Below are 11,664 nucleotides of genomic sequence, written 5' to 3' on the forward strand. Positions count from 1 at the left end.
TGCTCGTGCGCATGAGCGAGCCTCTCGAGCCGACGGCCGCGCCGGTGCCCGGGCGCAGCGCGGTGCTGGCGCCGCTGCCCGTCATGAAGCCGATCTTCGGGGTGGTGGCGGGGCTGTTCACGCTGGCGCTGCTCTACCAGCCCGTCTACTGGCTGCGCGGCGAAGTCGAGTGGGGCTGGGCGTACGCCGCCCAGCTGGCCGCCCTCGTGCTGATCGCGGCCGCGACGATCGTGGGCGCCGCGGCGGCGTGGACCAACCGGACCTGGGTCGACACCACCGACAACACGCTGCACCAGCGGTTCGTCGGGCGCGAGCAGGTGATCTCGCTCGACGAGCCGACCACCGCCGAGCTGACCTACAAGCCGCCGTCGTTCAACGCCTCGCTGTCGGGGACCTGGAAGGTGCTGGTCCGCCGCCAGGGCGAGCTCACGATGTCGGTCAGCACGCCCTGGGTCGCCGACATCACCGACGTGCTCCGCATCCTGCAGCCCAGCCTGGCCCGCAACCCCGGTCTGCCGAAGGACGACCGGACGCGCGAGGCGCTCGCCAGCCTGACCACACCGTCGCTGCGCGATCATCCCGGCGAGCCCTCCTGAGCCCTAGGCTCTGCGCATGGCCATCGGCGACGAGAAGTACATGTCCTTCACGACCTTCCGCAAGAACGGCGACCCCGTCAGCTCGCCGACGTGGGTGGTCCCCGTCAGCGACGGGCGGGTCGGCTTCTGGACCGCGATGGGCAGCGGCAAGACCAAGCGCCTCAAGAACAACCCGAAGGTCACCGTGCAGGCCTCCGACGTCCGCGGCAACGTCAAGGACGGCTTCCCGCTGATCACCGGCGAGGCCGAGATGGTGCAGTCGGGCCGCCTCTTCGACGAGGTGCACGCCAAGGTGCGCGCGAAGTACGGCTTCATGACCAAGCTGACCAAGGTGATGGGCAAGGTCATGGGCCAGCGCAAGGCCGGGCAGACGTACGCCGACACCGTGGTGCTGGTGCGGCTCGACAGCTGAGCGGTCCCCGTAACGTCATCGGATCCGTGGGCTATCGCGCTTGGAACCGATGACGTCCCGCTGGCTCAGCCGGCTCGTCCGGGTCCGCCGATGATCGCGGAGTCTGAGCCGCGCCCGGTGCGCCTCAGACTCCGCCCTCATCGCTGTCCCCGCGCCAGCCTCCGGAGAGTGAGGAGGTCACGCAACGACCGTCACGAACCCGTTGTGTGGTTGATCAGTGTCATCAGGTGACAGCAATCCACCACACAGAGCTCACCGGGAGCCGACTCGGTCCCCGTAACGTCATGGGATCCGTGGGCTATCGCGCTCGTATCCGATGACGTCCCGCTGGCTCAGCCGGCTCGTCCGGGCCCGACGAGCTCGACCAGCGAGGTGACGACGCTCAGGCGAAGAGCGACTGCGCGACGTACTCCCCCGGCTTGACGCCGGGCGGGACGGCGAAGAGGGCGGAGCCGGTGACCTTGAGGTACTCCATGAGCGCGTCGACCTTGGCCATCCGGGTCTGCACGGGGATGAAGTGGGTGCGCGGGTCGCGGACGTAGGCGAGGAAGAACAGGCCGGCGTTGAGGCCGCCGAGCTGGTCGGTGCCGTCGACGAAGTTGTAGCCGCGGCGGAGCATGCGGACGCCGCCGTTCTCGTCGGGGTGGACGACGCGGACGTGGGCGTCCTTCGGGATGATCGGGCCGTCGCTGCCGGGCATGGCAAGGTCGGGCTCGGTGAACTCGTCGCCGCCGGAGAGCGGGGCGCCGGAGCCCTTGGTGCGGCCGATGAACGCCTCCTGGTCGCCCAGCGGCTGGCGGTCCCAGACCTCGATGGTCATGTTGATGCGGCGGGCGACGAGGTACGAGCCGCCGGCCAGCCACCCCGCGGCGGGGTCGTCGGAGGCGCCGACCCAGACGTGCTCGTCGAGGGCCGCGGCCTCCTGGGCCTTGACGTTGGCGGTGCCGTCCTTGAAGCCGAAGAGGTTGCGGGGCGTGGTCTGGGCGGTCGAGGTGCTCGACGTGCGCCCGAAGCCCAGCTGCGACCAGCGCACCGCGACCGTGCCGAAGCCGATCCGGGCGAGGTTGCGGATCGCGTGCACCGCGACCTGCGGGTCCTCGGCGCAGGCCTGGACGCACAGGTCGCCGTACGAGCGTGCCGGGTCGAGGTTGTCGCCCGGGAAGTGCGGGAGGGTCTGCAGCGCCTCGGGCTGGCGGTCGGCGAGGCCGAAGCGGTCCTTGCCGTCGGCGTCGCGGAAGAGGCCCGGGCCGACGCCGAAGGTGATCGTCAGGCCACCGGGCGGCAGCCCGATCGCCTCGCCGGTGTCGTCGGGTGGCAGCCGGCTGTCGCCGTCGACGGCGCCGATCGCGCCGGCGTCGAGCCCGCGGGTCATCCGGTCGGCGGCCTCGGTCCAGGCCTTGAGCAGCGCGATCAGCTGGGCCCGCGACTTGGTGGTGACGTCGAAGGCCGCGAAGTGCAGGCGGTCCTGGGCGGGGGTGACGATGCCGGCCTGGTGGTCGCCGCGGAAGGGGTACGCCGCGCCCTCCCGGCTCTCCCCCGGGCTGGCCTCGCTGGCGCGGCCGGCCACGAACGCGCCGGCCACCCCGGCGGCGGCGACGCCGCCTCCGATCAGCCCACGCCGGGAGAGCCCGCGGCCGCGCGGGGCCTCGGGCGCGGTGTCCTCGCGCAGCTCGTCGGCGGTCAGGAGAGCACCGCCGCGGTGAGCTCGGACAGCGGCTCGGCCAGCGCGTTCACGGCGTCGGCGAGCTGCTTGACCTGGTCGGTGCTGAGGTCGTCGTACGACACGAAGCCGTCGCCCTGGCGCTGCGCGTCGAGCAGCTTCTGCAGCTCGGCGAAGCGGGAGTCGAGGGTCTTCGCCAGCTCGGGGTCGCGCGACTGCAGGACCGGCTCGAGCAGCTCGAAGGCCTCGTGCGCGCCGTCGATGTTGGCCTGGAAGTCGTAGAGGTCGGTGCGCGACCAGTACTCCTCCTCGCCGGTGACCTTGCCCTTCGCGACCTCCTCGAGCAGCCCGCGGGAGCCGTTGGCGATCTGGTCGATCGTGAACTCGAGCTTCTTGATCCGGCCGTCGAGCGTCTCGGTGTTGGCGAGGAGGTCGTCGGCGTACGTCGCGCGCTGCTTCATCGTCAGGGCGGTGTACTCGTCGGCGCGGGCCGGCCAGAGGTCCTTCTCGAGGCGGTGCCAGCCGGTCCACTTCTGGCCGGGCTCGAGGTCGGCCTCGCGGGCGTCCATCTTCGGGTCGAGGTCGCCGAAGGACTCGGCGACGGTCTCGATGCGCTCCCAGTGGGTGCGGACGCGGGGGTAGAGGTTGCGGGCCTTGTCGTCGTCGCCCGCCTTGTACGCCGCCACGAACTGCGCCGTGCCGGTGAGGAGCTGCGCGGACTCGTCACGCACCCAGTCGGCGTACGCCTTCTGCGCGAGCTGGACCTGCTCGTCGTCGCTCTGCGCGGCCACCTTGGCGCCGCTGTCGGTCACCGTGAAGTCGGCGCGGATGCCCTTGCCCTCCATGCCCGGCTTGCACGCGGTGACGTAGGTGCCGGCGGCGGCGCTGACCGTGAGCTCGCGGGAGAGGTTGGGGCCGACGTTCTCGACCTCGGCGACGATGCGCTGTCCGTCCTCGGCGTAGAGGTAGAACTCCGTGACCTTCGAGCCGTCGTTGGTGATCTGGAAGGTCAGGGTGCCCGAGGGTGCCTTCGTCGAGGAGACCTTGCAGGCGTCGTCGGTGGAGCTGACGGTGATGCTGCGGTCGCCGTCGCCGGCCTGGGTGGTGGCGTTCTCGGTGCAGGCGGTCAGCACGGGCGCGGCGATCAGCGCGGCGACGAGCAGGGGGAAGCGCATCGGGATCCTCGGGGTCGGGGAAGCGGTGGCGGTCAGGGGACGGTCAGTGCGACGCGGTGGCCGGCGCGGGGGCGGCCGGCTGCTGCGGCGCCGGGGTGGCGCGGCGGCGGACGCCGAGGATGAACAGGGTCATCGTCGGGACGGCGTACGCGACCCAGGCGACGGCCTCGAGCACGGTCGTGACGGGCGAGAAGTTGAAGACGCCCTTGAGGAGCGTGGCGTACCACGTGCTCGGGTCGATGGTGCCGGAGACGTCGAAGGCGATGCGGTTGAGGCCGGGCAGGATGCCGGCCTCCTGCAGGTCGTGGATGCCGTACGACAGGACGCCGGCCGCGACCACGATGAGGAACGCGCCGGTCCACGTGAAGAAGCGCGACAGGTTGATCGAGATGGCGCCGCGGTAGATCAGGTAGCCGAGGACGACGGCCGTGCCGAGACCGAGGAACGCGCCGAGCAGGGGCTCCCAGGTCGGGGTGACGGCGCCGGCGGCCTCACGGGTGCCGGCCTGCGTCGCGGCCCAGAGGAACAGCGCGGTCTCGAGGCCCTCGCGGCCCACGGCCAGCAGGGCGACCAGCGCGAGCGACCAGCGGCTGCCCTCGGCGGCCTTGTCGATCTGGCCGCGGAGCTCGCCGCCCATCGCGCGCGCGGCGCGGGCCATCCAGAAGATCATCCAGGTCACGAAGACCACGGCGATGAGCGACAGGAAGCCGCCGATCGCCTCCTGGGCGGTGAAGGTGAGGCCGCGCGGGCCGAAGGTCAGGACGGCACCGAAGGCGAGGCTGACGCAGATCGCGACCGCCACGCCGAGCCAGATCCGGCCGAGCAGGTGGCGACGGTCGGACTTCACGAGGTAGGCGACCAGGATGCTCACGACAAGCGCGGCCTCGAGGCCCTCGCGGAGCCCGATCAAGTAGTTCGCGAACACGGCAGTCCTTGTCGGAGTGAGGCAATGCTTAGTTAGGCGTGCCTCACCTTACACCTGCCGTGCCGCCGCGGGAACGGGGTGTGGGTCACACTCCGGTCCCCCCGGCGAGGGTCAGATCGCGCAGCCGTCTGGCCCGCAGGTCTCGCCGCCACCGGCCGGGCTGGCGACCATGTCGAGGACCGGGTGGCTGGCGGCCCAGGCCTGGTCCAGCACCTGGCTGAACGCCTCGGCCGGCTGCGCCCCGCTGACGCCGTACGCCTGGTCGATGACGAAGAAGGGCACGCCCGTGGCGCCGTACGCCCGCGCCTGCGCGATGTCGGCCTGGACGGCGCCGGCGAACTCGTCGCTCTCGAGCACCTCGGTGACCCGGGCCTCGTCGAGGCCGGCCGTGGTCGCCGCTCGGCGGAGCACGTCGTGGTCGCCGATGTCCTCGGCGTTCACGAAGTACGCCGCCAGCAGGGCCTCCTTGAGGTCGCGCTGCAGCGCGGGGCCACCGGTCTCGAGCGCGAGGTGCAGGATGCGGTGCGCGTCGATCGTGTTGGTGTGGACGTTCTCGAGGAGCCGGAAGGCCAGCCCCTCCTCGGCCGCGGTGGCGACCAGCTGCTGCTGCATCTGGCGCATCTCGGCCTCGCTGCGGCCGTACTTCCGCGCGAGCACCGGCGTGGTCAGCTCGTGACCGTGGTGCGGGGCGCTGGGGTCCAGCTCGAAGGAGCGGTAGACCACCTCGACCTCGTCGGCGTGGGCGAAGCCGGCCAGGGCGGTCTCGAGGCGCCGCTTGCCGATGTAGCACCACGGGCAGACGACGTCGGACCAGATCTCGATACGCATGTCTGGCTCAACCGAGGCCGGCCGCCCGATGTTCCCGGCTGCCGAGTCGGCGCATCTGCAGCAAGAACAGGGCGAGTCGGCGCATCTGCAGCAACATTTCCCTGCAGATGCGCCGACTCGGCGATGGCGGGGGTCAGTGCGCGACGGGCTCCATGCCCTCCTCGGGCTCCTCGACCTCGCCGATCATCTCCTCGATCTTCTCGGTGCTCAGGCCGACGGCCATCGCCCAGTAGTAGATGACCAGGCTCCAGACCGCGACGACGAACATGTCCCAGCCGAAGCCGATGAGCGCGTCGTCGCCCTTCGGGCCGAAGTCGCTGACGTAGATGATCACGCCCATGCCGAGGAGGTACGGGATCAGCCAGGACGCGGCCTTCCAGTCGAGCGTCGGCTTGTGCTCGTTGAGCTTGAAGACCCGGTTGGCGACCAGGATCGCGTAGCCGATGAGGATCGAGACGCCGAGCTTCCACACGGTGTCCCAGCCGGTCCACAGGATGATCAGGTTGGCGATCACGAACGCCAGCGGCGACAGGATCTCGGCCGCCGGCAGGCGGTAGGGACGCTCCGCGTCCGGCAGCCGACGCCGGAAGACGCCCAGCGAGAGCGGCGCCCCGCCGTACATCAGGACCGAGGCGCTCGTGATCAGCCCGACCAGCGACTGCCAGCTCGGGAACGGCAGGAAACAGATGCAGCCGGTGACGAAGGCGGCGAGCAGCCCGACCCACGGCACGTTGCGCTTGTTGGTCCACTCGAAGGCGGAGGGGACGTAGCCGTTGCGGGACAGGCCGTACGCCAGCCGCGAGCTGCCGGTCGTGTAGATCAGGCCGGTGCCACCGGGACTGATGATCGCGTCGGCGTAGATGATCGCGGCCAGCCAGCCGATGCTCAGCAGGCTCGCGATCTCGGCGAACGGGCCGGTGAACGTCGTGTAGAGGCCGTCGCCGACCTGGTCCCAGGTGTCGCCGATCGCGCTCTTGGGGAGCGCGAAGAGGAAGCAGAGCTGGAGCAGGATGTAGAGGATCGTGCCGAAGACGACCGAGCCGATGATCGCGAACGGGACGTCGCGCTTGGGGTTGGCCGACTCCCCCGCCAGCTGGTCGGCCTGCTCGAAGCCGAGGTAGCTGAAGATGATGCCGCCGGTCGAGACCGCGGCGAAGATGCCCTTGAGTCCCTCGGGGTTGAAGCCGTTGGCCGCCGTCAGGTTGCTGGTGTCGAAGTTGGCGAGCGCCAGCACCAGGATCGTGAGCAGCGGGATCGCGATCTTCCACCACGTCGCCGCGCTGTTGGTGGCCGCGAGCTTCTTGACGCCGAGGAAGTTGATGGCCGTCAGGACCGCCATCAGGATGATCGCGACCACGATGCCGGTGAAGCTGAGCACGGCCGTGTCCGGGTTGATCCAGCCGTCCGCGAAGCCGTAGTGGCCGGCGTACGTCAGCATCGCGGAGACCTCGATCGGCGCGACGGTCGCGGCGTTGAGCCACGCGAACCAGCCGAACGACGCCCCGGCGACGCCCCCGAAGGCGTAGTGCGGGAACCGGGCGGTGCCGCCGGAGACGGGATACATCCCGCCGAGCTCAGCGTGCACGAGGGCCAGGACCACGATGGCGACGCCACCGACGATCCAGGAGATGATCGCGGCCGGGCCGGCGGCGATGAGCGCCTCCTGCGGGCCGAAGAGCCATCCGGACCCGATGATCGAGCCCATCGAGGCCCAGGTGAGGCCGATGATGCCGACCTCGCGGACCAGCTTGGTGTTGCGTTGCTTCGGCTGGGGAGCCTCTGTGACTGTCATCCGACCTCCGAGGGAAGGGGCTACAACGAACGAAACCTCTCGTTCGTGCCCACTTCCCCGGGAATTCACACCCAGATCGTGATCGTCGGGCGGAGCACGGTTCTGCGACGGGGGCGCCCCTCCAGCGGCATACTCCGTGACCGTGACCGCCCTCGACACCTCGCCGCGCCCGCCCTCATCCGAGGACACCGGACGGCCGACCCGGCTGCGGCGCGTCGCGCTCGGCGCCCTGGTGCTCGCCGTCGTCGCGGCGGTTGTCGCCGTCGGCTGGACGTGGCGGCACCCGACGGCGTTCGAGCCGTACGGCGGGTGGGGGGTCGGGTCGACCCGCGCGACGGTCGGAGAGACGATGTACGTCGGGGTGACCTACCCGGACGGGCGGGGCGAGTCCCGGGTCCACCTCCACGGTGCGACTCCGCACGGCGTGAGCGACTCGGCCGACTCGAGCGGTGCGACCTTCGACTACTACCTGTGCACGCACGTCGCCGGGGCGTCGTACGCCCCCATCGGCGTCGTCGCGGAGGCGGACTTCCGCCAGGACTGCGCCGACCCCGTCGCGGCCACCGACGCGATGGCCTGGGTCGGGACCCAGCAGCTGGTCGTGGCGATCACGCCGACGCGCGCGGGGACGCTGGTGTTCCACGGCTTCGACCTGGACTACAGCGACGGTTGGCAGGACGGCGCCCAGTGGGTCGGCGGGGACGTGAGCCTGCTCGTGTCGCCCGGCCGCTGATGCAGCAACGCCGAGCCGGCACATCTGCACGGAGGAACCCGTGCAGATGCGCCGACTCGGCGTCGGCGGGGTCAGCGGGCGGAGGAGCCCTCGACGTAGTCGGAGTCGTGGCTCTTGACCCAGGCCATCAGCTTGCGGAGCTCGGCACCGGTCTTCTCGATCGGGTGGGCCGCACCCTGCTCGCGGAACTTCGTGAACTCCGGCGAGCCGTTGTCCATGTCGGTGATGAAGCGCTCGGCGAAGGAGCCGTTGGTGATGTCCTCGAGGACGGCCTGCATGTTCTGCTTCACGCGCTCGTCGATGACGCGGGGGCCGGAGACGTAGTCGCCGAACTCGGCCGTGTCGGAGACCGACCAGCGCTGCTTGGCGATGCCGCCCTCGTACATCAGGTCGACGATGAGCTTGAGCTCGTGGAGGCACTCGAAGTAGGCGACCTCGGGCTGGTAGCCCGCCTCGGTCAGTACCTCGAAGCCGTACATGACCAGCTGCGAGGCGCCGCCACAGAGGACCGCCTGCTCGCCGAAGAGGTCGGTCTCGGTCTCCTCGGTGAAGGTGGTCTTGATGCCGCCGGCGCGCAGGCCGCCGATGCCCTTGGCGTAGGACAGCGCGAGGTCCCAGGCGCTGCCGGAGGCGTCGGCCTCGACGGCCACGAGGACCGGGACGCCGCGGCCGTCGACGTACTCGCGACGGACCAGGTGGCCGGGGCCCTTGGGGGCGACCATGAACACGTCGACGCCCTCGGGCGGGGTGATGTAGCCGAAGCGGATGTTAAAGCCGTGGCCGAAGACCAGGGTGTCGCCGGGCGCCAGGTGCGGGGCGATCTCCTCGGCGTACAGCTTCCGCTGGTGCTGGTCGGGCGCCAGGATCACGACGACGTCGGCCTCCTGGACGGCCTCGGCGGGCGTGAGGACGCGCAGGCCCTCGGCCTCGGCCTTGGCGCGGCTCTTCGAGCCCGGCTGCAGGCCGATGCGCACGTCGACGCCGGAGTCGCGCAGGGACAGCGCGTGGGCGTGACCCTGGCTGCCGTAACCGATGACGGCCACGTTCTTGCCCTGGATCAGGGACAGGTCGGCGTCGTCGTCGTAGAACATCTCAGCCACGGGGGCTCTCCTTCTGGTGGGGACTAATCGGATCTGGGTGAATCGGAGGGGGTACGTCGGGGGGGGGGGGGGGGGGGGGGGGGGGGTGGGTCAGGCCGTGCGGGCCGGTGGCGCCGGGACGGGCACGGGCACGGGCCGGAGCGTGCGCTCGCTGACCGACCGGGAGCCCCGGCCGATCGCGACCATGCCGGACTGCACGAGCTCGCGGATCCCGAAGGGCTCCACGACGCGCAGGAAGTCGGCCAGCTTGGCGGCGTTGCCGGTGATCTGGACGGTGACCGCGTCGGTCGCCACGTCGACGACCTTGGCGCGGAAGAGCTGGACGGTGTCGAGCACCTGGCCCCGGGTCTCGGTGGTGGCGCCGATCTTGACCATCATCAGCTCGCGGTTGACCGAGGCCGTCGGGTCGAGCTCGACGATCTTGATCACCTCGACCAGCTTGTTGAGCTGCTTGGTGACCTGCTCGAGCGGGGACTCGTCGACGCTGACCACGATGGTCATGCGGGAGACCTCGGGGTGCTCGGTCGGTCCCACGGCGAGCGAGTCGATGTTGAAGCCGCGGCGGCTGAACAGGCCGGCGATCCGGGCGAGGACACCGGGCTTGTTCTCGACCAGGACGCTGAGGGTGTGGGTGCTCATCACAGGTCGTCCTTGTCGAACTCGGGGGCCAGGTCGCGGGCGTACTTGATCTCGTCGTTGCTGGTGCCGGCGGCGACCATCGGCCAGACCATGGCGTCGCGGTGGACGCGGAAGTCGACGACGACGGGCACGTCGTTGATCTCCATCGCCTTGTTGATGGTGGCGTCCACGTCGGCGGGGTCCTCGCAGGCGAGCCCGACGCAGCCGTAGGCCTCGGCGAGCTTCACGAAGTCGGGGATCCGCTTCGAGTGCAGGTCGGTGTTGGAGTAGCGCTCGTTGTAGAAGAGCGTCTGCCACTGGCGCACCATGCCGAGCGACTCGTTGTTGATGATCGCGACCTTGATCGGGATGTCGTTGATCGCGCAGGTGGCGAGCTCCTGGTTGGTCATCTGGAAGCAGCCGTCGCCGTCGATCGCCCAGACGGTCGAGTCGGGCATGCCGACCTTGGCCCCCATCGCGGCGGGCACGGAGTAGCCCATCGTGCCGAGGCCGCCGGAGTTCAGCCAGGTGTTCGGCTTCTCGTAGCTGATGAAGTGCGCGGCCCACATCTGGTGCTGCCCCACGCCCGAGGTGAAGATCGTGTCGGGGCCGGAGATCGCGCCGAGACGCTCGATGACGTACTGCGGGCTGAGGCTGCCGTCGGCCGGCGTGTCGTAGCCGAGCGGGTAGCGCATCTTGATGCCGGCGAGGAACTCCACCCAGGCCTGGTAGTCGCCGGTGTGCCCGGCGTCCGCCTCGGCCTTGAGGGCCACGACGAGGTCGCTGATGACCTCGCGGCAGTCCCCCACGATCGGGACGTCGGCGACGCGGTTCTTGCCGATCTCGGCCGGGTCGATGTCGGCGTGGATGACCTTGGCGCCGGGGGCGAACGAGTCGAGGTTGCCGGTCACCCGGTCGTCGAAGCGGGCGCCGAGGCTGATGATCAGGTCGCTGCGCTGCAGACCCGCGACCGCGGCGACGGTGCCGTGCATGCCGGGCATGCCGAGGTGCTGCGGGTGGCTGTCGGGGAACGCGCCCCGGGCCATCAGCGTGGTCACGACGGGCATCCCGGTGAGCTCCGCGAGCACCTTGAGCTCACGCGAGGCGGCGGCGCGGATCGTGCCGCCCCCGACGTACAGGACGGGACGGCGGGCCTCGAGGATCAGCTTCGCGGCCTCGCGGATCTGCTTGGCGTGCGGCTTGGTGACGGGGCGGTAGCCGGGCAGCTGGAGCTCGGTCGGCCACGCGTAGTCGGTCATCGACTGCAGCGCGGACTTCGCGACGTCGACGAGCACGGGGCCGGGGCGACCGGTCGAGGCGATGTAGAACGCCTCGGCGACCGTCCGCGGGATGTCGAGCGGGTCGGTGACGAGGAAGTTGTGCTTGGTGATCGGCATCGTGATGCCGCGGATGTCGGCCTCTTGGAAGGCGTCCGTCCCGATCATCGCGGCGCCCACCTGGCCGGTGATCGCGACCAGCGGGACCGAGTCCATGTGCGCGTCGGCGAGCGGGGTCACGAGGTTGGTCGCGCCGGGTCCCGAGGTCGCCATGCAGACGCCGACCTTGCCGGTCGCGGACGCGTAGCCCTGCGCCGCGTGGCCCGCGCCCTGCTCGTGCCGCACGAGGATGTGGCGGATCGAGCTGTCCATGAGGGGGTCGTACGCCGGGAGGATCGCGCCACCCGGGATGCCGAAGATGTTCTCGGCCCCGGCCGCCTCCAGCGACTTGATCAGGCTCTGCGCGCCGGTGATCTGCTCGCTCATCCCCTTGCTTCCTGTTCCGGTCACCCGCCCCGCGGACGACCTGCTCGTGGTGCTGCCCTGCC

General features: G+C 70.5%; 11 protein-coding genes. 3 read left to right on the top strand and 8 right to left on the bottom strand.

Going from position 1 to position 11,664, the window contains the following annotated elements:
* Positions 1-11: 11 nt before the first annotated feature.
* Both H5V45_RS04850 and H5V45_RS04855 read left to right on the top strand, forming a co-directional pair.
* A complete protein-coding gene (locus H5V45_RS04850) occupies positions 12-596 on the top strand; it encodes a hypothetical protein (protein WP_185251898.1) in 585 nt (194 codons plus the stop codon).
* A 16-nt stretch (positions 597-612) separates the two neighbouring features.
* Positions 613-1,008, top strand: coding sequence for a PPOX class F420-dependent oxidoreductase (locus H5V45_RS04855; RefSeq protein ID WP_185251899.1), 396 nt, complete (start codon positions 613-615; stop codon positions 1,006-1,008).
* Positions 1,009-1,390: 382 nt separating this feature from the next.
* On the opposite strand, the gene efeB is transcribed toward H5V45_RS04855, so the two are convergent.
* The 5 genes from efeB to H5V45_RS04880 form a co-directional block, all read right to left on the bottom strand.
* Complete coding sequence (gene efeB, locus H5V45_RS04860; RefSeq protein ID WP_221634215.1) at positions 1,391-2,692, bottom strand: iron uptake transporter deferrochelatase/peroxidase subunit; 1,302 nt, start codon at positions 2,690-2,692, stop codon at positions 1,391-1,393.
* The gene (efeO, locus tag H5V45_RS04865; protein ID WP_185251900.1) at positions 2,689-3,843 is read right to left on the bottom strand and encodes an iron uptake system protein EfeO; all 1,155 of its coding nucleotides are present in this window, start codon (positions 3,841-3,843) and stop codon (positions 2,689-2,691) included. The genes efeB and efeO overlap by 4 nt, the downstream gene beginning before the upstream one ends.
* Before the next feature lie 43 nt (positions 3,844-3,886).
* The gene (gene efeU, locus H5V45_RS04870; RefSeq protein WP_185251901.1) at positions 3,887-4,768 is read right to left on the bottom strand and encodes an iron uptake transporter permease EfeU; all 882 of its coding nucleotides are present in this window, start codon (positions 4,766-4,768) and stop codon (positions 3,887-3,889) included.
* Between the two features lie 111 nt (positions 4,769-4,879).
* A complete protein-coding gene (locus tag H5V45_RS04875) occupies positions 4,880-5,596 on the bottom strand; it encodes a DsbA family oxidoreductase (protein WP_185251902.1) in 717 nt (238 codons plus the stop codon).
* 133 nt (positions 5,597-5,729) lie between these two features.
* Positions 5,730-7,388, bottom strand: coding sequence for an APC family permease (locus H5V45_RS04880; RefSeq protein WP_185251903.1), 1,659 nt, complete (start codon positions 7,386-7,388; stop codon positions 5,730-5,732).
* Positions 7,389-7,530: 142 nt separating this feature from the next.
* On the opposite strand from H5V45_RS04880, the gene H5V45_RS04885 reads away from it, so the two are divergent.
* Complete coding sequence (locus H5V45_RS04885) at positions 7,531-8,121, top strand: hypothetical protein (RefSeq protein ID WP_185251904.1); 591 nt, start codon at positions 7,531-7,533, stop codon at positions 8,119-8,121.
* 71 nt (positions 8,122-8,192) lie between these two features.
* Here H5V45_RS04885 and ilvC read toward each other — a convergent pair whose 3' ends face one another.
* The 3 genes from ilvC to H5V45_RS04900 all read right to left on the bottom strand — a co-directional run bounded on the left by ilvC (position 8,193) and on the right by H5V45_RS04900 (position 11,602).
* Complete coding sequence (gene ilvC / locus H5V45_RS04890) at positions 8,193-9,221, bottom strand: ketol-acid reductoisomerase (protein WP_343061421.1); 1,029 nt, start codon at positions 9,219-9,221, stop codon at positions 8,193-8,195.
* 90 nt (positions 9,222-9,311) lie between these two features.
* On the bottom strand, positions 9,312-9,860 hold the full coding sequence (gene ilvN / locus H5V45_RS04895) for an acetolactate synthase small subunit (RefSeq protein WP_185251905.1): 549 nt from the start codon (positions 9,858-9,860) through the stop codon (positions 9,312-9,314).
* Positions 9,860-11,602 (bottom strand): acetolactate synthase large subunit, encoded by a 1,743-nt coding sequence (locus H5V45_RS04900; protein ID WP_185251906.1) that lies wholly within the window; start codon positions 11,600-11,602, stop codon positions 9,860-9,862. The genes ilvN and H5V45_RS04900 overlap by 1 nt, the downstream gene beginning before the upstream one ends.
* Between the last annotated feature and the right edge of the window lie 62 nt (positions 11,603-11,664).

Origin of the sequence: Nocardioides luti (assembly GCF_014212315.1) — a bacterium.
Lineage (GTDB): Bacteria > Actinomycetota > Actinomycetes > Propionibacteriales > Nocardioidaceae > Nocardioides > Nocardioides luti.

Coding starts and splice junctions, on each gene's coding strand:
- H5V45_RS04850 (WP_185251898.1), top strand. CDS start 12: ATGAGCGAGCCTCTCGAGCCGACGGCCGCGCCGGTGCCCGGGCGCAGC.
- H5V45_RS04855 (WP_185251899.1), top strand. CDS start 613: ATGGCCATCGGCGACGAGAAGTACATGTCCTTCACGACCTTCCGCAAG.
- efeO (WP_185251900.1), bottom strand. CDS start 3,843: ATGCGCTTCCCCCTGCTCGTCGCCGCGCTGATCGCCGCGCCCGTGCTG.
- H5V45_RS04875 (WP_185251902.1), bottom strand. CDS start 5,596: ATGCGTATCGAGATCTGGTCCGACGTCGTCTGCCCGTGGTGCTACATC.
- H5V45_RS04880 (WP_185251903.1), bottom strand. CDS start 7,388: ATGACAGTCACAGAGGCTCCCCAGCCGAAGCAACGCAACACCAAGCTG.
- ilvN (WP_185251905.1), bottom strand. CDS start 9,860: ATGAGCACCCACACCCTCAGCGTCCTGGTCGAGAACAAGCCCGGTGTC.
- H5V45_RS04900 (WP_185251906.1), bottom strand. CDS start 11,602: ATGAGCGAGCAGATCACCGGCGCGCAGAGCCTGATCAAGTCGCTGGAG.